The 24,267-nt window shown below is 68.1% G+C and carries 22 protein-coding genes; 5 read left to right on the forward strand and 17 right to left on the reverse strand.

Annotated features, from left to right (window positions below; genetic code table 11):
* Window positions 1–244: 244 nt before the first annotated feature.
* From gabT to PVZ72_RS07545, 3 genes are read left to right on the forward strand one after another with little or no spacing between them, the layout of a single operon-like run.
* Window positions 245–1,534: a 4-aminobutyrate--2-oxoglutarate transaminase gene (gene gabT, locus PVZ72_RS07535; protein WP_273861590.1), complete on the forward strand. Its 1,290-nt coding sequence runs from the start codon at window positions 245–247 to the stop codon at window positions 1,532–1,534.
* 55 nt (window positions 1,535–1,589) lie between these two features.
* Window positions 1,590–2,279 carry a haloacid dehalogenase gene (locus PVZ72_RS07540; RefSeq protein WP_133861762.1) on the forward strand — a complete coding sequence of 230 codons (690 nt, stop codon included), beginning with the start codon at window positions 1,590–1,592 and terminating at the stop codon, window positions 2,277–2,279.
* Window positions 2,280–2,308: 29 nt separating this feature from the next.
* A complete protein-coding gene (locus PVZ72_RS07545; RefSeq protein ID WP_007161776.1) occupies window positions 2,309–2,800 on the forward strand; it encodes an Lrp/AsnC family transcriptional regulator in 492 nt (163 codons plus the stop codon).
* Window positions 2,801–2,852: 52 nt separating this feature from the next.
* Here PVZ72_RS07545 and PVZ72_RS07550 read toward each other — a convergent pair whose 3' ends face one another.
* The gene (locus PVZ72_RS07550) at window positions 2,853–3,566 is read right to left on the reverse strand and encodes a cupin domain-containing protein (protein WP_273861591.1); all 714 of its coding nucleotides are present in this window, start codon (window positions 3,564–3,566) and stop codon (window positions 2,853–2,855) included.
* 232 nt (window positions 3,567–3,798) lie between these two features.
* Between PVZ72_RS07550 and PVZ72_RS07555 the strand changes: the two genes are divergently transcribed.
* Complete coding sequence (locus PVZ72_RS07555) at window positions 3,799–4,725, forward strand: 2-hydroxyacid dehydrogenase (protein ID WP_273861592.1); 927 nt, start codon at window positions 3,799–3,801, stop codon at window positions 4,723–4,725.
* 18 nt (window positions 4,726–4,743) lie between these two features.
* Here the strand turns inward: PVZ72_RS07555 and argE are convergent, their stop codons facing one another.
* The 11 genes from argE to PVZ72_RS07610 form a co-directional block, all read right to left on the reverse strand.
* Complete coding sequence (argE, locus tag PVZ72_RS07560) at window positions 4,744–5,895, reverse strand: acetylornithine deacetylase (RefSeq protein WP_273861593.1); 1,152 nt, start codon at window positions 5,893–5,895, stop codon at window positions 4,744–4,746.
* Window positions 5,892–7,052 (reverse strand): NAD(P)/FAD-dependent oxidoreductase, encoded by a 1,161-nt coding sequence (locus tag PVZ72_RS07565; protein WP_133861766.1) that lies wholly within the window; start codon window positions 7,050–7,052, stop codon window positions 5,892–5,894. The genes argE and PVZ72_RS07565 overlap by 4 nt, the downstream gene beginning before the upstream one ends.
* Window positions 7,049–8,464, reverse strand: coding sequence for an FAD/NAD(P)-dependent oxidoreductase (locus tag PVZ72_RS07570; RefSeq protein WP_273861594.1), 1,416 nt, complete (start codon window positions 8,462–8,464; stop codon window positions 7,049–7,051). The genes PVZ72_RS07565 and PVZ72_RS07570 overlap by 4 nt, the downstream gene beginning before the upstream one ends.
* On the reverse strand, window positions 8,449–8,754 hold the full coding sequence (locus tag PVZ72_RS07575) for a (2Fe-2S)-binding protein (RefSeq protein WP_133861768.1): 306 nt from the start codon (window positions 8,752–8,754) through the stop codon (window positions 8,449–8,451). The genes PVZ72_RS07570 and PVZ72_RS07575 overlap by 16 nt, the downstream gene beginning before the upstream one ends.
* Window positions 8,751–10,595 carry an ABC transporter ATP-binding protein gene (locus PVZ72_RS07580; RefSeq protein ID WP_187979221.1) on the reverse strand — a complete coding sequence of 615 codons (1,845 nt, stop codon included), beginning with the start codon at window positions 10,593–10,595 and terminating at the stop codon, window positions 8,751–8,753. The genes PVZ72_RS07575 and PVZ72_RS07580 overlap by 4 nt, the downstream gene beginning before the upstream one ends.
* 1 nt (window position 10,596) lies before the next feature.
* Entirely contained in the window at window positions 10,597–11,499 is a 903-nt protein-coding gene (locus tag PVZ72_RS07585; RefSeq protein WP_187979220.1) for an ABC transporter permease, read from the reverse strand.
* On the reverse strand, window positions 11,496–12,452 hold the full coding sequence (locus PVZ72_RS07590; protein ID WP_263259244.1) for an ABC transporter permease: 957 nt from the start codon (window positions 12,450–12,452) through the stop codon (window positions 11,496–11,498). Before PVZ72_RS07590 ends, PVZ72_RS07585 begins: the two co-directional genes overlap by 4 nt.
* Window positions 12,453–12,524: 72 nt before the next feature.
* The gene (locus PVZ72_RS07595; RefSeq protein ID WP_133861772.1) at window positions 12,525–14,162 is read right to left on the reverse strand and encodes an ABC transporter substrate-binding protein; all 1,638 of its coding nucleotides are present in this window, start codon (window positions 14,160–14,162) and stop codon (window positions 12,525–12,527) included.
* 444 nt (window positions 14,163–14,606) lie between these two features.
* Complete coding sequence (locus PVZ72_RS07600) at window positions 14,607–15,899, reverse strand: NAD(P)/FAD-dependent oxidoreductase (RefSeq protein WP_273861595.1); 1,293 nt, start codon at window positions 15,897–15,899, stop codon at window positions 14,607–14,609.
* Between the two features lie 27 nt (window positions 15,900–15,926).
* Window positions 15,927–16,598, reverse strand: coding sequence for a haloacid dehalogenase type II (locus PVZ72_RS07605; RefSeq protein WP_133861774.1), 672 nt, complete (start codon window positions 16,596–16,598; stop codon window positions 15,927–15,929).
* A gap of 324 nt (window positions 16,599–16,922) precedes the next feature.
* Window positions 16,923–18,398 (reverse strand): aldehyde dehydrogenase family protein, encoded by a 1,476-nt coding sequence (locus PVZ72_RS07610; RefSeq protein ID WP_187979216.1) that lies wholly within the window; start codon window positions 18,396–18,398, stop codon window positions 16,923–16,925.
* Window positions 18,399–18,582: 184 nt separating this feature from the next.
* Here PVZ72_RS07610 and PVZ72_RS07615 point away from each other — a divergent pair, with 184 nt between their 5' ends.
* Window positions 18,583–19,425 carry a GNAT family N-acetyltransferase gene (locus PVZ72_RS07615; protein WP_187979215.1) on the forward strand — a complete coding sequence of 281 codons (843 nt, stop codon included), beginning with the start codon at window positions 18,583–18,585 and terminating at the stop codon, window positions 19,423–19,425.
* Between the two features lie 94 nt (window positions 19,426–19,519).
* Here PVZ72_RS07615 and PVZ72_RS07620 read toward each other — a convergent pair whose 3' ends face one another.
* The 5 genes from PVZ72_RS07620 to maiA form a co-directional block, all read right to left on the reverse strand.
* Window positions 19,520–19,924, reverse strand: coding sequence for a hypothetical protein (locus tag PVZ72_RS07620; RefSeq protein WP_187979214.1), 405 nt, complete (start codon window positions 19,922–19,924; stop codon window positions 19,520–19,522).
* Window positions 19,925–20,000: 76 nt separating this feature from the next.
* Window positions 20,001–21,137 carry a glycerate kinase gene (locus PVZ72_RS07625; protein WP_273861596.1) on the reverse strand — a complete coding sequence of 379 codons (1,137 nt, stop codon included), beginning with the start codon at window positions 21,135–21,137 and terminating at the stop codon, window positions 20,001–20,003.
* A gap of 81 nt (window positions 21,138–21,218) precedes the next feature.
* Window positions 21,219–22,313, reverse strand: coding sequence for a CdaR family transcriptional regulator (locus PVZ72_RS07630; RefSeq protein WP_273861597.1), 1,095 nt, complete (start codon window positions 22,311–22,313; stop codon window positions 21,219–21,221).
* A gap of 94 nt (window positions 22,314–22,407) precedes the next feature.
* Window positions 22,408–23,487 carry a 4-hydroxyphenylpyruvate dioxygenase gene (hppD, locus tag PVZ72_RS07635; RefSeq protein ID WP_273861598.1) on the reverse strand — a complete coding sequence of 360 codons (1,080 nt, stop codon included), beginning with the start codon at window positions 23,485–23,487 and terminating at the stop codon, window positions 22,408–22,410.
* Window positions 23,488–23,624: 137 nt separating this feature from the next.
* Window positions 23,625–24,263, reverse strand: coding sequence for a maleylacetoacetate isomerase (maiA, locus tag PVZ72_RS07640; protein ID WP_273861599.1), 639 nt, complete (start codon window positions 24,261–24,263; stop codon window positions 23,625–23,627).
* Window positions 24,264–24,267 lie beyond the last annotated feature (4 nt).

Consider the following 24,267-nt stretch of genomic DNA (forward strand, 5'->3'; position numbering starts at 1 on the left):
AGTCCGATCGGGATGCTCATTTACCACTCGTAAACTCCGCTTCCTCACTGATTTTCGCCTTGCCTGACCTTCCCTCGGCAACTTTTCAGAAAAGCCTATGAACGCTTTTGGCGGCAGGCAACCGAAAATGCCGCCGCCCCCAAGCAAAACAGCCGATCACGATGCCGGGGCCGGCAACTTCAGCGTTACCGACCCTGCGGCCTGCGTAGGCTGGAACTCTCGCCCCTGCCTGGAGTATCGCTGCATGAATTCCGCTGCCAAAGCCACCGACCGCCTGCTGGGTCTTCGCGAACAAGGCGTGCCCCGCGGCATCATCACCGCCCATCCCGTCGTGGTGGCCCGCGCCCGGGGCAGCGAAGTCTGGGACGTGGACGGGCGTCGCTACCTCGATTTCGTCGGCGGCATCGGCGTGCTCAACGTCGGTCACAACCATCCACGGGTGGTGGAGGCCGTACGCCGCCAGGTCGGAGAGATCTCCCATGCCAGCTTCCAGGTGATGGCCTACGAGCCCTACCTGGAGCTGGCCAGCCGGCTCAATACCCTCATCGGCGACGGCGAAGCCTACAAGACGCTGCTGCTGACCTCCGGCGCCGAAGCCGTGGAGAACGCCATCAAGATCGCCCGCGCCCACACCCGGCGCCCCGGGGTGATCGCCTTTCGCGGCGGCTTCCATGGCCGCACCCTGCTCGGCGTGACCCTCACCGGCTTCGCCCAGCCCTACAAGCAGAACTTCGGCCCCTTCCCCGGCGACATCTACCACGCGCCCTACCCCGATGCCTTCCGCGGGGTGGATAGCCAGCAGGCCCTGGCCGGCTTGCGCGAAGTCTTCGCCACCCAGATCGCGCCCGACCAGGTGGCTGCCCTCCTGATCGAACCGGTGCAGGGCGACGGCGGCTTCCGCCCGGCGCCGGTGGAATTCCTCCAGGCGCTACGCGCCCTCTGCGACCAGCACGGCATCGTGCTGATCGCCGACGAGATCCAGACCGGTTTCGGCCGGACCGGCAGCCTCTTCGCCTTCCAGCAGACCGGCGTCCAGCCCGACCTGGTGACGGTGGCCAAGAGCCTGGCCGGTGGCCTGCCGCTCTCCGGGGTGGTCGGTCGCGCCGCCATCATGGATGCGCCCCTGCCCGGCGGCCTCGGCGGTACCTACGGCGGCAACGCCCTGGCCTGCGCCGCGGCCCTGGCGGTGCTGGACGTGTTCGCGGAAGAGGACCTGGTGGCCCGTGGCGTCGCCCTCGGCGAGCAGCTGCGCAACGGTCTGCTCGAGCTGCAGCGGCGGCATCCACGCATCGGCGAGGTGCGCGGCCGCGGCTTCATGCTGGCGGTGGAAATGGTCGGCGCCGATGGCCAAAGCCCGGACGCCGCCCTCGCCCAGCAGGTCATCGACGGCGCCCGCCAGGCGGGCCTGCTGGTGATCAAGTGCGGTGTCGAACGCAACGTCATCCGCTTCCTGGCACCGCTGGTGACCACCGAGGCACAACTGGCCGAAGCCTTGCACATGTTCGGCCAAGCCCTCGCCCAGGCCGGTGCCTGAGGTCGAACGTAACGCCGCCTGATATCGGCAGAGCGGCGCCAAGGGGAAACCGACCATGAGAATCACGCGTTACCAGGCCATAGGCTTTTCCTGCTACGGCACCCTCGTCGACCGCGAAGGGGGCATCCTCGAAGCCCTGCGCCCCCTTGTGGCGCAGGCGGGCCTCAGCACCCATCCCGACTGGCTGCTCGGCAGCTATCACCGCCTGGCCCGCGAGCTGCGCCAGGCCGCGCCCAACGCCAGCCAGACCAGCCTGCACCTGCGTATCCACCAGCGTCTGGCGCAAGAGTTGCAGCAGGAAGACGATCTGGATGCCAGCGTGGCCTTTGGAAACGCCACGACGTGCTGGCCGGTGTTCGAGGATGCGCCGGGCGCGCTGCAGTACCTGAGCAAGTTCTATCGATTGGTGTTGCTGGCCTCGCCCGATGACGGCGATGCCGCGGCGGTCACGGCACGCTTGCCCGAGGTGTTCGCCGCCGTGATCCCCAACCGCGGCGGCGATCTGCGCCTGGCGCTGGACAACACCCTGGAAGAGCTTGGCCTGGCGCGCGGGGATCTGCTGCCGGTAAGGGGCAGCGAACCGGACGACCCCTGGAACCCCCTGGTGGATTTTCCGCTGTGTACCTTGCGCCGTGATCGCTCGCGGCCCTGGAACCTTTCACGGCAGGCCCTGGATGGCACGCGGTGCGAGTACGCGAGTCTCGCCGACCTGGTGCATGCGCATCAGACCGCCCTGCGTGCCTAGCCTGACGTTCACGACTGCGAGGAACGACGATGGACGCCGCAACAAAACTGGACCGCATCGACATCAACATCCTGGTGCAACTGCAGAAGGATGGCCGGATGACCAATGTCAGTCTCGCCGAAGCCGTGGGCCTCTCGCCCAGCCCCTGCCTGCAGCGCGTCAAGCGCCTGGAGGCGGCCGGCTACATCAGTGGCTACGAAGCCCACGTCAACCTCGCCAAGATCGCCAACTCGGTGACGGTCTTCACCGAGGTCACCCTTTCCGACCACAAGCGCGCCGACTTCGTGAAGTTCGAATCCTTCATCCGCGGGGTCGACGAGATCCTCGAATGTCACCTCATCAGCGGCGGGTACGACTACCTGCTGCGGTTCATGTGCAGCAGCATCGGCCACTACCAGGAGCTGATGGAATCCATCCTCGACCGCAACGTCGGCATCGAGAAGTACTTCAGCTACATCGTCATCAAGTCGCCGGTGGTCAAGAACGCCCTGCCGCTGCGCAGCCTGATCAAGGCCGGCTGACCACCCTCGCCGCGACGCTCCACCAGCATCCCGCTGCCGGAGCGTCCTCTTCTCAGCGCAGGATGCAATACAGCTTGCGCACGCTCTCCCGGCTGTCCCAGGCCATGGGCGTTTCCGCCGGTACCAGCACCGCCTCGCCCGCGTTGACCGTGCAGGGTGCTTCGCCCTCAACCGCCAGGGTCACGGCGCCAGCATAGAGCAGCATCAGCTCGCAGTGGGGATTGCTCACCGCCTTACGCGTATAGGCCGTGCACTCCCACATCCCGATCCGTAGGGCCCCGCCAACGCTTTCGAACAGGTCGCAGCCGGTGGCCGTGGGCTCAGGACTGAGCAGGACGCTGGCCGCCGGTGGTGGCGAGGGTTCGCGCGGAGCCGACGGATCCAGCAGCACGGGTCCCTGCGGCATGGGCCCCTCGCTGGCCCGGCCGGGAAAGGCCATGAACAGGCGCCGCAACTCGCCGCTGTGACGCCAGCGACAAGTCAGACCCCGCGGCAGGATGAAGGCATCGCCGGCCTCCAGCTGCAGGACCTTTCCGTCCCAATCCAGCTGTAGCGCTCCGGCCTCGATGAGGCTGACTTCCACCCAGGGGTAGTCGTCCAGCTGGCAGTCGGCGGAATGAGCAACGGCGCTGCCCATCACATAGCCCAGGCGGCTATCGTGTAGGTGCGGTTCCCGGCCGGCGGCCAGGGGATCAGCGTGCAGCGGTTGCAGCGCGCGCGGCAGCTGGCGGTCATTGGGCGGTTGGCAGTAGTGCAGCAAGGGCATGGCGAATCCTCAGGACCAGAGGCGCGGCGGGCGTGCCGCGGACCGGGCCAGTATCGACCGCCAAGGCGCCTGGGTTATGGCGTTTGCGCCTCGGACCAGCACAGAAGCTACCGTTTTTCCCAGAAGCGGCGCAGTTTCCACCGCACCACCGATCATGACGGCGATGCCGGGGATTTCAGGACAAACTACCGCCCCGTTGCGCCATCCTTGGGCTTTGCCGGAGACCTTTCCCATGACGCTGCTCTACAAGGCCGACCCCGAACGCGGCCAGGCCTGGCGACACCTGTTCCAGGCGCGGGCGCCCGATATCGAATTCCGCCAATGGCCGGAGGTGGGCAACGCCGACGAGGTCCGCTACCTGGCCTGCTGGCAACCACCAGAAGACCTCGCCAGCCGCTTTCCCAACCTGGAGGTGCTGTTCGCCACCTCGGCCGGGGTCGATCAGTTCGACCTGAGCCTGTTGCCTGCCGACCTGCCGGTGGTGCGCATGCTGGACCCCGGCATCGTCGCCGGCATGGTCGAGTACGCCACCCTTATGGTGCTGGCGCTGCATCGCCAGTTGCCGCGCTACCTCGACCAGCAGGCCGCAGGACGCTGGCAGGAGCATGCCCTGGTGACGGCAGAGAACCGACGCGTGGGGGTGCTGGGTCTCGGCCAGATCGGCCAGGCAGTGCTGGAGCGGCTCGCCACCTTTGGTTTCCAGCTTTCGGGCTGGTCGCGCTCGGCCCATGAGCTGCCGGGGGTGCGCTGCCATGCGGGCATCGAGCAGCTGCCGGCGTTCCTGGCCGACTGCGAGATTCTCATCTGCCTGCTGCCCCTGACCCGGGAGACGCGTGGAATTCTCGCTGCCGAACTCTTCGCCGCCCTGCCTCGCGGCGCCAGCCTGATCAACCTGGGGCGTGGTGCCCAGCTGGTGGAAGCCGAGCTGCTGGCGGCCCTGGACAGCGGTCAGCTAAGCCAGGCGGTGCTGGACGTGGTGGAGCCGGAACCGCCGGCAGCCGACCATCCCTTCTGGCAGCATCCACGGATCTGGCTGACGCCCCACGTGGGCGCCATGACGGTGCCGGAAACGGCCTTCACCGTGCTGCTGGACAACATCCGCCGCCACCAGCGCGGTGAGCCGCTGCGGGGGCTGGTCGATCGGCAGCGAGGCTACTAGCCGAGGCTCGGGGTGGCCTCAGCCCAGGGCCACCCGTAACCGTCCCAGCAAGGCATCGCAGGCAGCGAGCTGGCTCAATTCGACATACTCGTCCGGCTTGTGCGCCTGCTCGATGCTGCCGGGGCCGCAAACCACCACCGGGGTGTCCAGGCGACTGGCGAAAAGTCCGCCCTCGGTGCCGAAGGCCACCTTGAGCTGGGTAGTGCCGGGTTCGACCAGGGTTTGCAGGAAGCGTACGGCTTCGACGCTGGGATGGGTGTCCAGGCCCGGATAGGCATTGACCGTCTCGATCTCGATGGCGGCCTTGGCTGAGGTCTGTAGTGCCTCCCTGACCAGGCTGTCCGCCGTTTCCTGCAGCGCGGCGACCAGGCTGGCGGGATCGTCCGCCGGCAGATGGCGAATCTCGAAGTCCAGGGTGCAGAGGTTGGGCACGATGTTCAGCGCCTTGCCGCCGTCGATCCGCCCGACATGCAGGGTGGTATAGGGAATATCGTAGGCCGCGTCGTGCGCGCCCTCTTCCGCCAGCCGCCGCTGGCTGGCGCGCAGGGCGCCGACCAGGTCGCTGGCCAGGTGGATGGCGTTGACGTGCCGCGGCGCCAGGGAGGAATGACCTTCCTGGCCATGGCAGTGGGCGCGCAACGCGGCCTTGCCCTTGTGGCCGAGGGCGACCTGCATGTTCGTGGGTTCGCCGACGATGCAGAGGAAAGGTCGCACGGGTGCCATTTCCAGCACATCCAGCAGTCGCCGTACACCGACGCAGCCGATCTCCTCGTCGTGGGAGAGCGCGAGCTGCAAGGGTCGTTTCAGCGGTTCACCGCGAGCGGCGTCCAGCAGCGCCACCACCGCACAGGCGACGAAGCCCTTCATGTCGCAGGCGCCGCGGCCATGGATCCGACCATCCTTGAGGGTCCCCTCGAATGGCGGCAGCGTCCAGGCCTGGCCGGCCACGGGCACCACGTCCGTATGCCCGGAGAGCAGCACGCCGGGCACGTCGCCTGGGCCGACGCTGGCGAAGAGATTGGCCTTGCGCCCGCTCTCGTCGAGCACCAGGCGGCAGGCGATACCGGCGCCTTCCAGCAGGCCCTGCACATACTGTATCAGCGCCAGGTTGGAGTCGGCGGAGACGGTGGGAAAGCCGATCAGGGTGCGCAGCAGGTCCTGGCTGTTCATCCGGCGAGGCTCTCGCTGCGCGGTTGCGCGAAGCGGCCGATGTCGAAGGCCGCCAGGGGCGTCTCGGTACGCCCGGTGGCGATCAGCTCGGCCATGGTATCGCCCACGCCCGGGCCGAGCTGGAAGCCGGCGCCACAGAAGCCGAAGGCGTAGTAGAGGCCGTCCACCTGACTGCTGGGCCCCATGATCGGCAGGTCATCGACGATATAGCCCTCGACCCCGCTCCAGGTACGGATCACGTTGATCCGCCCCAGCGCCGGCGCCAGGCGGCGCAGCTGGGCCAGTTGGTTGAGCATGCCATGGGGCTCGGCCCGGGCCAGGCGGGTATCCAGGTCCGGTCGGGTGCGGAAGCAGCCGCCAAAGATGACGTTGCCCCGGGGGATCTGGCGGAAATAGATGGTCTCGCTCACCAGCGGCGAAGACACGCCCACGGTCTCGCGGAAGACATAGGGCAAGGGCTCGGTGACCCCCATCTGCGGGCCGTGGGTCTCGATGGGCACCGGCTCGCCGAACTGGCTCGACAACCGGCTGCCCCAGGCACCGGCGGTGATCAGCAGCCGTGGCGCCTGATAGCGCCGGCCATCGGCGGCCTGCACCAGGAAGTCACCGCCCGGCTTTGTGACCTGGGTGATCTCGACCCCTTCCTGGAGATCGACGCCTTCGCGCACCGCGGCGCGGGCGAATGCCGGGGCGGCCAGGCGCGGATTGGCGTGGCCATCGTGGGGCGCATAGGAGCCGGCCACCACCTCGGGGCCCAGATAGGGAAACTTCTCGTGCAGCGCCGCGCCTTCAAGTACCTGAAGTTCCAGGGCGGCGGTCTCCGGCGCCCGTGCATACTCGTGCAGCATGGCGATGCGCGCCGGATCGTAGACCACCCGCAGATGACCGCCTGGAATGAATTCCAGATCGTCACCGATAAGCTCCGGCAGGCGACCCCAGATCCCCCGCGACCGCGTGGCCAGCGCGACCTGACTCAGGTAGCGGCCCTGACGGCGGACATTGCCGAAATTGGTGCCACTGGCGAAGCGCCCGACCTGGTCACGTTCCAGCAGGAGCACCGACAAGCCCCGGCGACGCAGGAAAAACGCGCTGGCGCTGCCCATGATGCCGGCGCCGACGATGATGACATCGGCCCGGTTGGCGGCCTGTTGACTCATGATGAAACCTCCTCTTCGCTGGTCACGATGCCCAGCGGCAATGGCCGGATCGGCGCCTGGCCACGCAGGCGGCCGACGGTTTCCACCGGCACCCCCGATTCGGCGGCGATGATCTCGGCCCCGGCCTGGGCGCAATAGCGACCCTGGCACCGGCCCATGCCGACCCGGCTGAAGGCCTTGGCGCGGTTGGCTTCACGGGCGCCCTTTTCACGCACCACGGCGCGCAGTTCACCGGCGGTGATGCCTTCGCAACGGCAGACCACCGCGGTGTCCGGCAGACTGGCCATCTGCCTGGCCGGCCAGGGAAAGGCCTCGGCCAGGCCCAGGCGAAAGCGCTCCTGCACCGCCAGCGCCTCGCGGCAGCGCTCGGCGAGGCCGCCGGGCGCCGTGCGGCCGAGATCGGTCAGGACCGCGCAGGCGGCCAGTCGCCCGGCCAACTCGGCGCCGTCGGCGCCCCGTACCCGCGCCCCATCCCCGGCGGCATAGACGCCGGGCGTGGAGGTGCGGCCGTCGCCGTCCAGTTGCAGCACCCACTGGCCGGTCGCCTGCTCGAATTCGAAGGCGCAGCGGGCCAGGTCGCCCAGCTGGGTTTCCGGGCGCAGGTGATACCCCAGGCCCACGGCGTCACCTGCTACCTCCTGGCGCAAGCCACGGGCATCGGCGAAGGCCACATCGGCAACCCCCTGCTCGGCATCGCCGAGGATTTCCAGCGGGGTGACGCCGAAATGCAGCGGCACACCCGCGCGCTTGAGCGCGGCCATGAGCTGCACGCCCTTCCAGGCCACCCCCGGGCGGGCCAGCAGCTTGGGCGTCGCCAGGGCACGCAGGCGCAGCGGCGCGGTGTCGAGTACCGCCGCCACCGTGGCGCCGGCCTGCTGGTACTGGGCGGCGACGAGATAGAGCAAGGGCCCGCTGCCCATGAAGATCACCCGGCGGCCGATGGACACCGCCTGGGCCTTGAGGGCGATCTGGGCGCCACCCAGGGTATAGGTGCCGGCCAGATTCCAGCCCGGCACCGGCAGCAGCCGATCGCCGGCACCGGTACAGAGTACCAGGGCGTCGAACTCCAGGGTGCGCTGGCGATTGCCCTGCGCCGTATAGAGAGTGCGCTCGTGCAGGTGCCAGGCCAGGGTATCCGGGCGGTAGTCGAGGCGCCCACGCAGGCTGTCGAAGGTGCGGTGCAAGGCCTCGGCCTTGCCTGCCTCGCTGCCATAGAGGGTGGCGTAGGGCCGCTGGAAACCCTCGGGCTGACGTCGATAGATCTGGCCGCCATCGCGGCGATTCTCGTCGATCACCACCGGGGCGATACCCGCGGAAAGCAGGGTTTCCGCACAGCGCACGCCAGCCGGACCCGCGCCGACGATGACCACCCGCGGCGGGTTCGCGCCCTGTTGAACTAGGCCAGATTCCATACGGCCTCCGGTTGCGTGGTCAGGATCTGCAGGCCTTCGCGTACCTCGGTGCCGCAGGCGCGCAGGCGTTCGCCCTCGGCCGTCCAGACCCAGCAATCCTGGCAGGCGCCCATCAGGCAGAAGCCGGCGCGACGTTCGTCGCCGAATTCGGAGCGGCGCAGCGCCGGGCCGTTGGTGAGCAAGGCGACCATCAGGGTGTCGCCGGCCAGGGCGGTGACCGGCAGGCCATCGACACTGAGGCTGACCTGCGGTCGGCCGGTTTCGCCGAGACGCTGGAAGCGGGTAGTCATGCGCGAACTCCTTGGGTGTGCAGCACGGTACCGCCCTGCAGTCGTTGCAGGGCGTCACCGTCGTGATGACAGAGGATGCGATTGCCACCGGCCAGCATCCGAGGCTGCGGCGGTACCCGGTCGCAGCGCCCGTCAATGCGTACCGGGCAACGTTGCAGGAAGCTGCAGAGTCGGCCACTGGCGGCTGCTGACGGGACCCAGGGCAGCGGCGTACGGATCGGCTGTTCTTCCAGCCAGCCCTGACGCAGCTCGGGCACCGAGGCGGTGAGCAGGTCGGTGTAGGGATGCAGCGGCGGATGCTGCAAGGTGGCCGGCGTGCCCACTTCCACCGGCTGTCCGGCATAGAGCACCAGCACCTCGTCGCACAGGCTGCGCACCGTGGAGATGTCATGGCTGATGAACAGATAGGCCAGCCCCAGTTCGCGGCGCAGTTCGGCGAGCAGGTCGAGGATGGCGGCGCCGACCACGGTATCCAGCGCCGAGGTGACCTCGTCGCAGAGGATCAGCTCGGGTTCGGCCGCCAGTGCCCGGGCCAGGTTGACCCGCTGCTTCTGACCACCGGACAGTTCGCCCGGACGCCGACTGGCGAGGCTGGCCGGCAGCTGCACGCGGTCGAGCAATTCGCGGACCTTGCGCTGGCGGGTCGCCTTGTCAAAGGCGTGATAGGTCTCCAGCGGGCGCATGAGGATGCGTTCCACGCTGTGGGACGGGTTGAGCGCCGTGTCGGCGTTCTGATAGACCAGTTGCACCCGGCGGAACTGCTCACGGGTGCGACCTTCCAGGCCTGGCGGCAACAGTTCGCCGCCCAGGCGCACGCTGCCCTGGGCCGGCGGCAGCAGGCCGGCGATCACCCGCGCCAGGGTCGACTTGCCCGAACCGGATTCGCCGATCACACCCAGGGCTTGGCCCTTGGCGATGCTCAGGTCGATGCCTTCCAGCACCCGGTAGTGCGGCAGGCCATCGGCGCCGAGGGAACCATAGCCCGCCACCAGATCCCTGACCTCCAGGATCGGTGCCGTGGTCTCCACGGTGGGCAGGCCACGTTCCGCCAGGGGTTCCGGCCGGGCCGCGGCCAGCAGGCTGCGGGTATAGGGATGCCGGGCACTCGCCAGCAGCCGCTCGGTGCGGCGATTCTCATAGACTTCGCCACCATTGAGCACCAGGATGCGATCAGCCATCTGGGCCACCACCGCCAGGTCGTGGGAGACGTAGATGGCGGTCACGCCACGCTCGCGCACCACCTGCTTGAACACCCGCAGCACCTCGATCTGGGTGGTGACGTCCAAGGCCGTGGTGGGTTCATCGAGGATCACCAGGGTCGGATCGGTGATCAGCGCCATGGCGGCCATCAACCGCTGCAACTGACCGCCCGAGACCTGGTGCGGATAGCGCTGGCCGATGTGCTCGGGGTCCGGCAGCGCCAGCTCCTTGAACAGTTGTAACGCCCGCGCCTCGGCTTCCCGGCGGTTCAACACGCCATGGATCAGCGCGCTCTCGATGATCTGCTCCATGAGCCGCCGCGCCGGATTGAAGGCCGCCGCCGCGCTCTGGGCAATGTAGGCGACGGTGCGACCGCGCAGGCGCCGCAGGCCAGCGGCGTCCAGCTCCAGCACCTGGGTGTCGCCGACGCGGATCGAGCCACCGGCCAACCGACAGCCCGCCCGGGCATAGCCGAGCAACGACAGGGCGATGGTGGTCTTGCCCGAGCCCGACTCGCCGATCAGCGCCAGCACCTCGCCCTTGGCCAGGCTGAAGCCGACGTCCTTGACGATGGTGGTTTCACTGCCGTCGTCGCCCTGGGCGACCACCCGCAGGTCCTTGACCTCTACCAGCAATTCCATCTCAGCGCCCTCCCCGGCGTCGCGCGCCGAACCGGTCGATGAGCAGGTTGACACCCACGGTCAGGGTGCCGATGGCCAGCGCCGGCATCAGCACCGCCGGGGCCCCGTCGGCCAGACCGCCGATGTTTTCCCGGACCAGGGAGCCCAGGTCGGCATTCGGCGGTTGCACGCCGAGACCGAGAAAGCTCATGCCGCTGAGCAGCAGCACGATATAGACGAATCTAAGCCCCAGATCGGTGAGCAGCGGCAGGCGCATGTTGGGCAGCATCTCCCGCAGGGCGATGTAGAACCGGCCCTCGCCGCGGGTGCGGGCGACCTGGACGTACTCCAGCTCGGTGAGGTTCATCGCCAGGCTGCGGGCGATGCGATAGCAGCCGGGGGCATAGCCCACCACCGCCATGACGATCAGCAGCGGCACCGAGGAGCCGAAGGCCGAGACCATGACCAGCGCCAGCATCTTGCTCGGCAGCGAGATCAGCGCATCGATCAGCCGTGACAGCGGCTCGTCCACCCAGCGGCCGGACAGCGCCGCCAGTAGACCGAGCCCGGTGCCCAGCACGCAGGAGAGCACGGCGGCGACCAGCGCCAGGCCGACGGTGAATCGGGCGCCGTCGAGGATGCGACTGAGGACATCGCGTCCCAGGTAGTCGGTGCCCAGCAGGTGCGCCTGACTGTAACCGGCCAGCACCGCGCTATCGCCCAGGGCGCCCGGGTCATAGGGGGTCAGCCAGGCGCCGAACATGGCGATGAACAGCCAGAAGGCCACCAGCACGCCGCCGCAAATGCCGGTCAGCGACCAGCGGGCCCGCCGCCGGGTACGGGGGGGTGACAACTGGGCGTCGAGGGTCTTGCCATCCACCGGCAGGACGGACGCGGCACGTACGGGAGTCACGGGTCGGGTCATAGCGTTCTCAGCCTCGGATTGGACAGGATGGCGCAGAGATCCGCCAGGGTCATGAGGACCAGGTAGGCGCAGCAGAACAGCATGGCGCAGGCCTGGATCAGCGGCAGGTCGCGACTGGCGACGCCGTCCACCATCAGCTGGGCGATGCCCGGGTAGTTGAAGATGGTCTCGACGATCACCACCCCGCCCATCAGGTAGGAAAGACTCAGGGCAATGGAGTTGGCGATGGGCCCCACGGCATTGGGCAAGGCATGGCGCAGCACGGCGCGGACCGGACCGACGCCCTTGAGCCGCGCCATCTCCACATAGGAACTCTGCAACTGCTCCACCAGGGCTGCGCGGGTCATCCGCGCCATCTGCGCCACGATCACGCAGCACAGGGTGCCCACCGGCAGCGCATAGGCGCGGAGGAAATCCAGGGGGCCGTCGATGTCATGGGCGAAGGTCAGCGCCGAGGTCCACTGCAGGTGCACGGCGAAGACCAGCACCGCCAGGGTCGCCACCAGGAATTCCGGTACCGCGACGATGCCCAGGGTAAAGACGTTGAGGGCCCGGTCCAGGCGGCCGCCGGCATTCATCGCCGAGACGATGCCCAGGCCCAGCGCCAGAGGCACCGACACCAGGGCGGTGACCCCGGCCAGCATCAGCGAGCTGCCGAGCCGATCGCCGATCATGCTGGTGATGGGCATCTGGCTCGCCAGCGACTGGCCGAGATCGCCGTGCAGGAGACCGCTCAGCCAGTGGACGTAGCGCAGCAACGCGGGCTGGTCGAGACCCATCTGGGCACGCAGGGCCGCGACCTGCTCGGGCAGCGCGAACTGGCCCAGCGCCTGCTGGGCGGCATCGCCCGGCAACAGCGCGGAGACGAAGAACACCAGCAACGAGACGATGAGCAGGGTCAGCAACCCGCCCCCGAGGCGTCTGGCGATGAGCGTGAAAACGGAAAGGTCCAAAGCCACCTCCTGCTTGAGCGTGGAGCGGCGAGCCGGGCCCCTGCGGACAGACTCGCCGGCAGGCACCGGGCGTCAGGCCTCCAGCCAGACGTGCTCGGCGAACATGTAGCCCATGAAGCCGCCGATGGGGATGATCCCGTAGCCACCGAGCTTGGGCGAATGGGCATCGATGGAGCTGGTGAAGATCGGCAGGCCGATGCCGCAATGCTGGTGGATCAGCAGCTGCATGTCGGCGTACATCTGCTTGCGCTTGGCGATGTCCGTCTCGCCACGGGAGGTCACCAGCAACTGGTCGAACTGCTCGTTCTTCCAGCCCGACTCGTTGAAGGGCGCATCGGACTTGAAGAATTGCGACAGCAGGATATTGGCCGTGGGCCGGGCGTTGATGTTGCCGAAACCCAGCGGGTCCTTCATCCAGTGGCTGTTCCAGTAGCCATCGGCACTGACCCGATTGACCATCAGGTTGAGCCCCGCCTGGCGCGCCGACTGCTGCAGCACCAGGGCCATCTCGTTGGCGTTGTCGGCGGCGGTTGAGGTCACCAGGGGCAGCTTCGCCCCGGCGATGCCAGCCTTCTGGAACAGGAACTTGGCCTTGTCCGGATCATAGGGCCGCTGGGGCAGGTCCGCGGCATAATAGGGTGTCCCGGGCATGATCGGCTGGTCGTTGCCGATGACGCCGTAGCCAAGGAATACCGACTTGAGAATCTGCTCGCGGTCGAACAGCAGCTTCATGCCCTCCACCACGTTGGGATCGTTGAAGGGACGATTGGGGATTCTCATGATGAGATCGGTGTAGCTACCGGAATTGTTGGCGACGATCTTGAGCTTGCCGCCCTGCTTGAGCCGATCCGCCGAACGGGGATCCACCGACACGGTGAGCTGGACGTCCCCGGCCAGCAGGGCATTGACCCGCGAAGGCTCGTCGCCGATGCCGATCAGCTCGATCTCGTCCAGATAGGGCTTGCCGGACTTCCAGTAGTTTTCGTTGCGCACGCCCACGGTGCGCACGCCCGGCTTGAATTCCTTGACCTTGAAGGGCCCGGTACCGTTGGCGGTGGAGAAATCCTTGGTGCCGTCGGCGATGATCAGGAACGGTGAGATGGCCAGCACCGCGGGCAGCTCGGAGTTCGGCGACACCAGGCGGATGCGCACCTCGTCGGGCGCCACCGCGGTGACTTCGGCGAACTGATCGGCCAGGGCCTTGACCTTGGAACCCACCGCCGGGTCCTTGTGGCGCAGCAGCGAGTAGACGACATCGGCGCTGTCCAAGGTCTTGCCATTGTGGAATTGCACGCCCTGGCGCAGCTTGATCGTCCAGGTCAGGGCATCCTGGGTCTCCACGCTGGTGGCCAGGGCCATCTGGGGTTCCAGATGGCTGTCGAAGACGGTCAGGCCGTTGTAGAAGAAGTACTGGCGGGCATAGTCGCCCGAGAAAGAGCCCTTGGCCGGATCGAGGGTATCGGCGGTGGAGGAACCCGCCGCTGCGGCACGCACCCGACCGCCGCGACGCGGGGTGCCAGTGACCGCATCTTCTGCGGCGAAGGCCTGGCCATCCCGACCGAGCAGACTGCCCACCCCGGTCGCCAGCAATCCGGCGGCGCCCAGCAGGCGCAGCGCATCGCGCCGCGACACCCCCCGATGCAGGGCCTCGAAGGCCCGAACGCTTTCAGCAGCTCCTATCAGGGGACTTCCAGTCTTTTTCTCGGTCATGTCGGCTCGCTCGTTGGGGACTCGGTCGCCAGTCCGCGCACCCCTCCCCGGGCGCACGAAGCTGTCCTCTTGGCCGCCTTGTCGTGCGGCCAGGTTCATTACAGCACCCGCCCCTCGTCGATTACCGTCGAATTGCCCCCGCGGCGAGACAGAAAAGACCGTTTTGACCGAGCCGCTCAGCATTGTTTGCGGTGTGCGTCGCGACGGCGCGTCGGGGCCCGTCATGCCCGCCTTTGGCGCGCTGGTGCGGCGTTTCGCTTGGCTTGACGGAGCGCGGTGCGGACCGCGACGGGAGGCTGGACGATCGCAAAAAGCCCGCAGCGACAGCAGGTTCTGCGCAGCGGTGCCGGTCAGCGCTGCGACAGGCTGCGGAAACGAAAAAACCGCCAAGCCGGGCGCTGCGTGGCAGGGCCTGGACTGGCGGTGGCGGTGGCGGGATCGGGGCTAGTGCAGGCGATCCTGAACGCGGTAGTAGAGTCCTACCAGTGGCAGGAACCAGGGCTTGCCGAAATGCCCGGGAATCGCCGGCCAGTCCAGCACCCGCCAGGGATTGGCCTGGCCGCGACCTTCCAGCACCTCGGCCATCACCCGGCCCATGTGCACCGACATCTGCACGCCATGGCCGCTGTAGCCCATGGCGTAGAACAGGCCGTCCTGCTCGCCGGCGCGGGGCAGGCGATCGGCGGTCATGTCCACCAGGCCGCCCCAGCAATAGTCGATGGGCGTCTGGACCAGGCTGGGAAAGAGTTGACCCAGCGCGGCGCGCAGCACGGCGCCGCTCTTGGCGTCCTGGCGTGGATCGGACAGCGCGAAACGCGCCCGTCCGCCGAAGATCAGCCGGTGATCCGGGGTGGTGCGGAAATAATTGCCGATGATGCGGCTGGTGACATAGGTGCGCCGATTGGGCAGCAGACCGTCCAGCTGCGCCTTGGGCAGGGGCGCGGTGGCGATGATGAAGCTGCCCACCGAGGCGATGCGCCGGCGAAACCACTGGAAGGGGCCGACGCTGGCGTTGCCCGTGGCCACCAGCACCTGGCGGGCGCGCACCTCGCCCCGGGCGCTGATCACGCGAAAGCTGCCATCGGGCAGTCGCTGCAGATCGCTGACCGCCGCGCCCTCGTACACCTGGGCGCCCCTCCGCACGGCCGCCTCCGCCAGCCCGACGCCGAAGCGCCCCATGTGCATCTGGGCACCGTTGTGCTGCAGCAGACCGCCATGGAAATCGTCGGACGCCACCTCAGCCCGCACCTGGGCGGCGTTGAGCAGCTCGACCTGTGGGTCCACCTCCTGGCGGATCAGTTCGCAGGTGCGCGCGAGGTTGTCATAGTGCTGTGGCTTGGCCGCCAGCTTGAGCTTGCCGGCCTTGTGGAAGTCGCAGGCGATGCCCTCTTCGGCGATCACCGCCTCGACGCTGGCCACCGCATCGGCATAGGCCTGGTAGAACGCCCGGGCCTTTTCCGCGCCCAGGCTGGCGTGCAAAGCCGCGTAATCCTGGGCGACCCCGGTGTTGCAGTGTCCGCCGTTGCGTCCGGAGGCTTCGCCGATCACCCGGCCAGCCTCCAGCACCGCCACGCTGGCGCCCCGCTGACGCAACGCCACGGCCGCGGAGAGCCCGGTGAAGCCGCCGCCGATGACGGCGACATCCACCTCGCCCGCCACCGGCCCGGGGGTAGCCCCGGTAAAGCCCGGCGCGGTCGCGAGCCAGTAGGAATCGGACGATGCTGGGCCAAGACTCATGGGCGGGCGCTCCGGCAGCTCAGGGGGTTATTCGAGACCGACCACCGCGGCCAGGCCGCCGATGTCCTTGATCTCGGTGTTGGTATAGAACGGCGTACTCGGCTCATGGCCGCGATTCACGAACACCTTGTTCTTGATGTTCATGTAGTCGGCGGGAATGAGGTCGTAGCGAAAGCTCGACGATACATGCAGCACGTCTTCCGGACCGCAGCCGAGGGTGTCCAGCATGTATTCGAAGGCCTGCAGGCGCGGCTTGTAGGCCTGACCCTGCTCGGCGGTGAAGACCCGGTGGAAGGGCACGCCCAGCTTGTCGACGTTGGACATGATCTGCTCGTCGGCGGCGTTGGAATAGATCACCAGCGGGATCTTGTCGGCGATCTTGGCCAGGCCCGCGGTCACGTCCGGATGCGGCCCCCAGCTCGGCACCGCCTCGTAGTAGGCATTGGCCTCGGCGTCGGTGAAGGAGATGCCCCAGCGCTTGCAGGTGCGCTCCACCGCCGCGTACAGCACCTCCGAATAGGGCTTCCAGGCGCCGAGCACCTCGTCGAAGCGATAGCCGTTGAAGTCCTTGCAGAACTGGTCCATCGCCTCGGCGGGAATGCGGTCGGCGAACATCTCGCGGGCCATGTCGGACATGCGGAAACGGGTCAGGGTGCCGTAGCAGTCGAAGGTGATGTACTTGGGCCGAAAGGCGGTCATGGCAAGGGTCCTTTGACAGGGGTCATGAGTGAGAGGCCGGGACGCCGGTGGCGTCCCTGGCAAGCATTACAGCATCGGCGAGCCTGACAGTTGTCCGCTTTCAGGCACCGCGGGAGACAGAAAAAACCGTTTTAGCGGTAGGGCCCAGCATTGTTTGCGGCGACCTCAGGCTTTGGCTGAAAAGTGCCTGCGCTCGGCCATGCTGCGTTAAAAATCATCTCGGAATGCTCATTTACCCTTAGTAAACTCGAGCGCGAGTCCGATCCGCTTCCTCGCTGATTTTTGCCTTGCCTGACCATCGCTCAGCGACTTTTCAGCCAAGCCTCAGGAGTGTTCCAGGTCGATCAGCACGCTCTTGCTGCGCAGGGTCGCCTCATAGGCGGCGCGGCCCAGGTCCTTGCCGATGCCGGACCTCTTGTAGCCGCCAGTGGGAATGATCCAGTCGTGGCTGCGGCCATAGCGATTGACCCAGACGGTACCGGCTTCCAGCGCCCGGGTCAGCCGCAATGCCCGGCCAAGGTCGGCGGTGTGCACCCCGGCGGCCAGGCCATAGGTGGGGTGGTCGGCCAGGGCCAGGGCCTCGGCTTCGTCGTCGAACACCTGCACGGTCAACACCGGGCCAAAGATCTCTTCGTGCACCGCGGGGTTGGCCGCGTCGACCCCGGTAATCAGCGTCGGCTGATAGTAGGCACCACCCATGCCCTCCTCCAGGGCGCCACCGACCAGGATCTCCGCGCCGGCTGCCCGGCTGCGGGAGACGATGTCCTGGATGCGCTGCCCCTGGCGGTGGGAAATGATCGGCGCCAGGGTAGCCTCCGCCGCCCAGGTCGGCCCCGGGCGCAAGGCGGCGAAGGCCGCGCGGATGCCTTCCAGCATCGGCTCCAGAGCGGCGCGCTGGACCAGCAGTCGCGAACCCGAGACGCACACCTGGCCGGCGTTGCCGGTGATGGCGGCCGCCACGCTGCGGGCGGTACGGGCCAGATCCGGAGCGTCGGCGAACACCAGTTGCGGACTCTTGCCGCCCAGCTCCAGGGTCACCGGCTTGGGCCCGCTCTCGGCGCAGGCGACCATGATGGCGGTGCCGGTCCCGGTGGAGCCGGTAAAGGTGACCTTGCCGATGCGCGGATGGCGACACAGAGCGTCGCCGGTGGTCCGACCATCGCCCTGGACCACGCTGAGGATGCCGGCCGGCAGTCCCGCCAGCACGGCCAGTTCCGCCAGGCGCAGGATGGAAAAGGGCGTCAGCTCCGAAGGCTTGATGACCACCGCATTGCCGGCGGCGAGCGCCGGCGCCATCTTCCAGCCGGCCATGCTCAGGGGGAAATTCCAGGGGGCGATGGCGCCCACCACGCCATAGGGCTCGGTGATCTGCAGGCCCAGGTGGCTGGTGGCGGTGGCCGCCACCTCGCCGCCGTGCTTGTCGGCGAATTCGGCGAAGAAGCGAATGCCCTCGGCGACATAGGGAATGTCCCAGGCCAGCACCTCGCGCAGCGGACGGGTCGAACCCACCGCCTCCAACGGACCGAGGATCTCGCCATCGGCCTCCACCAGATCGGCCCAGCGGCGCATCACCCGCGCGCGTTCGCGCGGCGGCCGACTGGCCCAGTCGCTGGCCTTCCAGGCGCGCCAGGTGCCCTCCACCACCTCGTCCACCAGATCCGACGAGGCGCACGGCAGGCCGCTCTGGAAGCCACCATCGGACGGCCGAAACACCTCCAGTTCGGCGCGGGCATCGCAGGTGCGACCGCCGATGAAGTGGGCACAACGAACCGCTATTGCTCTGGGGTCGAACGAGGCCATGGCGCGCTCCGCTAGGGCTGTGGGCTTGGCCCCAATGCTAGGCCGCCGGGCCGCCATCTTTTGCCGAACTGGAAGGGGCCTTCGGTGCCTCGCAGTGGCGCATCCACCCACCGGCAACCGAATCTGCCGTCGCGGCTTGCTAGGCTGACGCCTGAATCAGCCAGACCCGAACCGGAGCCCTGCCGTGTCCCACGCCACCTTGAGACCCCTGCGCGAAACCGACCTCGCCACCGCCCACCAGCTGTCCCAGGCGCTGCACTGGCCCCATCGCCTGGAAGACTGGCAGTGCCTGTTCCACACTGGCGAAGGCCTGGTGCTGGAAGACGACCAGGGCGTGTTTGGCACCGGCTTCTGCGTGCCCCAGGGCGACTACGCCACCATCGGCCTGGTGATCGTCGCCGACAGCCACCAGGGCCAGGGCCATGGCCGCCGGCTCATGGACGGCCTGCTGCAACTGGCCGGCAACCGCACGCCGCTGCTGGTCGCAACGGTGCGCGGTGCCCCTCTCTACCGCAGCCAGGGCTTCGAATCCTATGAGCGCATCTATCAGCACCAGGTGGCGCGTCTGCCGGCCATGGGGGAACGCCATCCGCTGGAAGGCCAGGTCCGCGCGTTGAATCCGGCAGCGGCGCCGCAGCTGGAGGCCCTCGCCCAGGCGGCTACCGGCCTGGACCGCAGCGCCCTGCTCCGCGAACTGGTGCCCCAGGCCGAGCGTATCGTCGGCTTGGAGCTGGAAGGCCAGCTACACGGCTTCGCCCTGCTACGCCCCTATGGTCGCGGCCTGTCGGTCGGCCCGGTGATCGCTGAATCCACCGACCAGGCCAAGGCCCTGGTGCTCGCCCTGCTGCGCCACGCCGAAGGGCGCTACCTGAGATTCGACGTGACGGCCCGCAGCGGTCTCAATCCCTGGCTGATTGAAATCGGCGTCCCCCAGGTCGATGAAGTCGAGCAGATGGCCAGGGGCGCGGCGCCGCGGTCCCGCGAAGGGGTGGATCAGTTCGCGCTGCTGACCCAGGCGCTAGGTTGAACAGGCAATCGGATATCAACTCGAATTGGGCGTCACGGCTGAGCCGAATAAACCGGCCGATCAGCTCATGTAGTGAGCCGATCGGCCGGTTCACCTAACGCCACTCGCACCCCGCCACGCGGTTGCAGCTGGTGCGGGCGCGGTCGCCCTGGGACGTGGAGAAGCGACTGATGACGTTCCAGCCCAACTGGCGGGTGCGGCCCAGCCAGAGGGTGCCGTCGCTGGTCAGGCCGCTGAAGAACTGCAGCCGTCCCAGCCGCGTACTGGTCTGGGCCCAGGAGCGGCCCGATACCGGATCATAGCCACGCATCAGGGTATCGTTGCCCTGCACCGCCACCCCGTACCAACCGCCCTGCCCGTCCTGACAGCGCAGCACGAAGGCGCTGCGCACGCAGGTGTCGGCCGGTTTGAGACTGGGAATGGCCGCCTGGACGGCGGGCACAGTCAGCAGCAGGGCCGCGGTAAGCAGGCCGGTACGCAGGATCGCAGACGAGGTCATCGCGGCAGTCGGTTGGCAGCGGGACGCCCAGCATGAGGCAAATCCCCGCGGCTCGCCAGCCAGGCAGGCTCTGGCGTCAGCCTTTCGCCGTCCGCCACAGCCGCCCGATATCGCGAGCGGTCCGCTCCAGCAATACCTCGGCCTGAGCCAGGGCTTCTTCCAGACTCAGCGGACCCGGCACCAGGCTGAAGGCGGCGGCGAGACCCTGCTCATAGAGGGCGTCATAGCCCTCGCCCAGCGAACCGGCCACGGCCACCACCGGCACGCCGTGGCGCCGGGCCAGGCGCAATACACCCGCCGGGGTCTTGCCCCTCAGGGTCTGGCCGTCCAGCCGCCCTTCGCCGGTCACTGCCAGATCGGCGTCGATCAGGGCGTCGTCCAGACCGACCAGTTCCGCCACCACCTCGATGCCGGGGCGGAAGGTCGCCTGGAGAAAGGCCAGGGCCGCAAAGCCGACGCCACCGGCGGCGCCGGCACCCGGTTGCTCCCGGACATCACGACCCAGGGTCGCGGCGGTAACGGTGGCGAAATGCGCGAGGGCCGCGTCGAGCTGGCGAACCTGCTCGGGCGAAGCGCCCTTTTGCGGACCGAAGATCTGGCTGGCGCCCTGGGGACCACAGAGCGGATTATCGACGTCGGCGGCAATGACCACCTCCACCTCCGCCAGCCGTGGGTGCAGCGCGGTCACGTCCAGGCTGGCCAACATCGCCAGGGCTGCCCCGCCCGGCCCCAGCGCCTGACCCTGCCTGTCCAAAAGGCGCACACCCAGCGCTTGCAGCAGCCCTGCGCCGCCGTCATTGGTGGCACTGCCGCCGATGGCCAGCACCAGGCGCTCGGCGCCGGCGTCCAGCGCGGCGTGCAGGAGCTCGCCCGTACCGCGGGAGGTGGCGACCAGCACGTCGCGCCGGCTCCTGGGGACCAGCTCCAGACCGCTGGCGCTGGCCATCTCGACGAAGGCGGTGCGCTGCTCGGCCAGCCAGCCCCAGCGGGCGGTCACCGGCTCGCCCAGCGGACCGGTCACCCGCGCCTCGCGCACCTCGCCGCCGGTTGCGGCCAGTACGGCATCCAGGGTGCCCTCGCCGCCATCGCCCAGGGGGCACTCGATGATCTCGGCCGCGGGCAGGGCCTGATGCAGGCCACGGGCCAGGGCGCGGGCGACACCGGCAGCGGACAGGCTTTCCTTGAAGGAGTCAGGGGCGACGACGATTTTCATGGGCGATTCTCCGTTGTTATGCACCGAGTGTTTCCCGGTTCGGCCGGCGCTACAACAGGACAAAAGCCCAACATAGTGAAGTCAGGACTGTGAATTCGCCCAGTCCTGATCCAGCAGCAGCAGCGCGCAGTACAAGTCGGCGGCCTCGGCGAAACGCCGCGGATCCCGTCCGGTCAGCGCCTGGATCCGCTCCAGCCGATGCCGCAGGCCATTGCGATGCAGCCCCAGCGCCTCGGCGCAGGCCTGGGGGCTGGCGTCCTGGGCGAACCAGCTGCGCAGCGTCGCCAGCAGTTGGCCGTCCCGGTCGGCCTGGCGCAAGCGCAGCAACGGCTCCAGCAACCAGGCGCCGTGCGAGCGCTCGGCCTGACCCTGGAGCCAGGTGGGCAAGGCCAGGTCGTCCTGCGCCACCCGGACGAGGTCAGGTCGCAGGCGCCTGGCCACCGTCAGCAGATCCAGGGCCCGCTGAGTCGTCTCGGCCAACCCCGACCAGGGTCGGGCCTCCGGGATCCAGGCACTGCGCTGCAATGACCAGCCCTGCCCCGGCAGCTCCCCCAGCAGCGCCTCAGGCGCTTGCGCGCCGGGTCGATACCAGAGCCACTGCCCCTCTTTGCGCGGCAGGCACCAGCTGTGCGTCAGCCGCTGCTGGGCCCAGTCGCCAAAGCCCGGTGCAGGCACGGCGAATTCGAGCAGCAGCACGTCACGCGGCAGCTCCGGCCGCAAGCCGAGCAGACTGGCATGGCGACCCACTTCGGGCGCCGCACCCGGTGTAAGCAGCTGACGCAGCAGGGGGGCGGTCATGCGGCTGGTTACGGGCGGTTGCCCGGCGGCCTGCTCGATGAGCATTTCCGCGGTAAGGCGCAGGAGCTCGGCGGGCAGGCGCAAGTGCTCGGCGTCAGCCCCGGACACGCCAAGGACCCCGACCAGCTCGCCCGCGCGATACAACGGCAGGTTGATACCTGCCTGGGCGCCAGCCAGCCGTGCGGCGGCGACGGCATCCAGCGCCACCGCACGGCCTTCGGCGATGACCTGGCGCGCGCCGGCATGGCGGGTGAACAGTCGCGCCGGATCGCCCGAGCCGATGATCAGCCCGGACGCATCCATGACATTGACGTTGCCCGGCAGGATGCGCATGGCGCGTTCGACAATTTCCTGCGCCAGGGTCTGGCTCAGCTCCATGGCCACCTCCAAGGTTGGCGCGCGTCCTTGCGACGCGCCGTCACCTTAGAGGCGTCGCCTGCCGCCGGGCAAGCCTCCAGGAGGCCGGAGGCCGTTACGCCGAGGTGCTCAGCACTCCACGCCGCACCTGGTCGCGCTCGATGGATTCGAATAGCGCCTTGAAGTTGCCCTCGCCGAAACCGGTGTCGCCCTTGCGCTGGATGAATTCGAAGAACACCGGTCCCAGCAGGGTCTGGGAGAAGATCTGCAGCAGCAGGCGGCGCTCGCCACCTTCGGAGTTACCGTCGAGGAGGATGCCGCGGGCTTTCAGCTGCTCCACCGGTTCGCCATGGTTGGGCACCCGCCCTTCGAGCATCTCGTAGTAGGTCTCCGGCGGCGCGGTCATGAAACGCGTGCCGTAGGCCTTGAGCCGATCCCAGGTGGCGATCAGATCGTCGGTGAGAAAGGCCACGTGCTGGATGCCCTCGCCGTTGAACTGCATGAGGAATTCCTCGATCTGCCCAGCCCCCTTGGAGGACTCCTCGTTGAGCGGGATGCGCACCAGGCCGTCCGGCGCCGCCATGGCCTTGGAAGTCAGACCGGTGTACTCGCCCTTGATGTCGAAGTAGCGCAGCTCGCGGAAGTTGAACAGCCGCTCGTAGAAGTCGGCCCAGTAGGCCATGCGCCCGCGATAGACGTTGTGGGTCAGGTGGTCGATGACCTTGAGGCCGGCGCCCACCGGCTTGCGCTCGACTCCCTCAAGAAACACGAAATCGATGTCGTAGATCGAGCTGCCCTCCTCGTAGCGATCGATGAGGTACAGCGGCGCACCGCCGATGCCCCTGATCGCCGGCAGCCGCAGTTCCATCGGGCCGGTAGGCATGTCCACCGCCTGGGCGCCCAGCTCCAGCGCCTTGGCGTAGGCGTGGTGGGAGTCGCGGCAACGAAAGGCCATGCCGCAGACCGAAGGTCCGTGCTCGGCGGCGAAATAGGCCGCATGGCCGGTCTTCTCGCGATTGACGATGGCGTTGATGTCGCCCTGGCGGAACAGCACCACGTCCTTGGATCGGTGGTTGGCGACGTGGCTGAAGCCAAGGCTTTCCAGTACGGGTTCGATGACGTTGGGCGTAGGCGAAGCGAATTCGATGAACTCGAAACCCATGAGGCCCATGGGATTTTCAAACAGATCGGCCATGACTGGCTCCTTGACGGGTAACGTGACGGACGTTGTCGGTAACGCGGGCTAGCGCCCCGTCAGGGGCGGCGCGCAGGAAATGCCGCGCACGCTGCGGGCGAGGAAATCGCCCAGGAGAAGCTGACAGCCCAGGCGCCTCACGAGGCCACCTGTGCCGGGGTATCCGGCTGAACCTCGGGGCGCGCCTGCTGGAACGCCGGATGCGCGGCGGCCAGGGCCTCCACCCGCAGGAGGCGCGGATAGGGCGACAGATCCACCTGGAAACGCCGCGCCGCATAGAGCTGGGGCAGCAGATAGACGTCCGCCAGCCCTACGTCGCCGAAACAGAAACCACTGGACCCGATCTGCGCCTCCACCGCCGCCAGGCCCTCGTCGATCCAGTGCGAAATCCAGTCGAGGATGGCCGGTTCTTCCAGGCCCAGACCGCGCAGGCGGTTGAGCACCGAGACGTTGTGCAGCGGATGGACATCGCAGGCGATCAGGGCGGCGACCCCCCGATGCCGGGCGCGCAGCAGCGGCTCGGCCGGCAGTAAGGGCACCGCTGGATAGCGCTCTTCCAGGTATTCGAGGATGGCGGGCGACTGGATCAGCACCTCGCCGCTGTCGAGGCGCAGGCTGGGCAGTCGGCCCTGGGCATTGAGCGTGCGATAGACCGGCTGGCGCTGCTCGCCGGCCAGCAGATTGACCGGCACGGCCTGGTAGTCCAATCCCTTCAGCGCCAGGGCCAGACGGACCCGATAGGCCGAGGTCGAACGGTAATAGGTGAAGAGGTCCATCGAC

Origin of the sequence: Pseudomonas sp. LA5 (assembly GCF_028640825.1) — a bacterium.
Taxonomy (GTDB): Bacteria; Pseudomonadota; Gammaproteobacteria; order Pseudomonadales; family Pseudomonadaceae; genus Chryseomonas; species Chryseomonas aestiva.

What these genes read in the sequence shown, in the direction of transcription:
- gabT (WP_273861590.1), top strand. Translation starts at nt 245, where the DNA reads ATGAATTCCGCTGCCAAAGCCACCGACCGCCTGCTGGGTCTTCGCGAA.
- PVZ72_RS07540 (WP_133861762.1), top strand. Translation starts at nt 1,590, where the DNA reads ATGAGAATCACGCGTTACCAGGCCATAGGCTTTTCCTGCTACGGCACC.
- PVZ72_RS07545 (WP_007161776.1), top strand. Translation starts at nt 2,309, where the DNA reads ATGGACGCCGCAACAAAACTGGACCGCATCGACATCAACATCCTGGTG.
- PVZ72_RS07550 (WP_273861591.1), bottom strand. Translation starts at nt 3,566, where the DNA reads ATGCCCTTGCTGCACTACTGCCAACCGCCCAATGACCGCCAGCTGCCG.
- PVZ72_RS07555 (WP_273861592.1), top strand. Translation starts at nt 3,799, where the DNA reads ATGACGCTGCTCTACAAGGCCGACCCCGAACGCGGCCAGGCCTGGCGA.
- argE (WP_273861593.1), bottom strand. Translation starts at nt 5,895, where the DNA reads ATGAACAGCCAGGACCTGCTGCGCACCCTGATCGGCTTTCCCACCGTC.
- PVZ72_RS07565 (WP_133861766.1), bottom strand. Translation starts at nt 7,052, where the DNA reads ATGAGTCAACAGGCCGCCAACCGGGCCGATGTCATCATCGTCGGCGCC.
- PVZ72_RS07570 (WP_273861594.1), bottom strand. Translation starts at nt 8,464, where the DNA reads ATGGAATCTGGCCTAGTTCAACAGGGCGCGAACCCGCCGCGGGTGGTC.
- PVZ72_RS07575 (WP_133861768.1), bottom strand. Translation starts at nt 8,754, where the DNA reads ATGACTACCCGCTTCCAGCGTCTCGGCGAAACCGGCCGACCGCAGGTC.
- PVZ72_RS07580 (WP_187979221.1), bottom strand. Translation starts at nt 10,595, where the DNA reads ATGGAATTGCTGGTAGAGGTCAAGGACCTGCGGGTGGTCGCCCAGGGC.
- PVZ72_RS07585 (WP_187979220.1), bottom strand. Translation starts at nt 11,499, where the DNA reads ATGACCCGACCCGTGACTCCCGTACGTGCCGCGTCCGTCCTGCCGGTG.
- PVZ72_RS07595 (WP_133861772.1), bottom strand. Translation starts at nt 14,162, where the DNA reads ATGACCGAGAAAAAGACTGGAAGTCCCCTGATAGGAGCTGCTGAAAGC.
- PVZ72_RS07600 (WP_273861595.1), bottom strand. Translation starts at nt 15,899, where the DNA reads ATGAGTCTTGGCCCAGCATCGTCCGATTCCTACTGGCTCGCGACCGCG.
- PVZ72_RS07605 (WP_133861774.1), bottom strand. Translation starts at nt 16,598, where the DNA reads ATGACCGCCTTTCGGCCCAAGTACATCACCTTCGACTGCTACGGCACC.
- PVZ72_RS07610 (WP_187979216.1), bottom strand. Translation starts at nt 18,398, where the DNA reads ATGGCCTCGTTCGACCCCAGAGCAATAGCGGTTCGTTGTGCCCACTTC.
- PVZ72_RS07620 (WP_187979214.1), bottom strand. Translation starts at nt 19,924, where the DNA reads ATGACCTCGTCTGCGATCCTGCGTACCGGCCTGCTTACCGCGGCCCTG.
- PVZ72_RS07625 (WP_273861596.1), bottom strand. Translation starts at nt 21,137, where the DNA reads ATGAAAATCGTCGTCGCCCCTGACTCCTTCAAGGAAAGCCTGTCCGCT.
- PVZ72_RS07630 (WP_273861597.1), bottom strand. Translation starts at nt 22,313, where the DNA reads ATGGAGCTGAGCCAGACCCTGGCGCAGGAAATTGTCGAACGCGCCATG.
- hppD (WP_273861598.1), bottom strand. Translation starts at nt 23,487, where the DNA reads ATGGCCGATCTGTTTGAAAATCCCATGGGCCTCATGGGTTTCGAGTTC.
- maiA (WP_273861599.1), bottom strand. Translation starts at nt 24,263, where the DNA reads ATGGACCTCTTCACCTATTACCGTTCGACCTCGGCCTATCGGGTCCGT.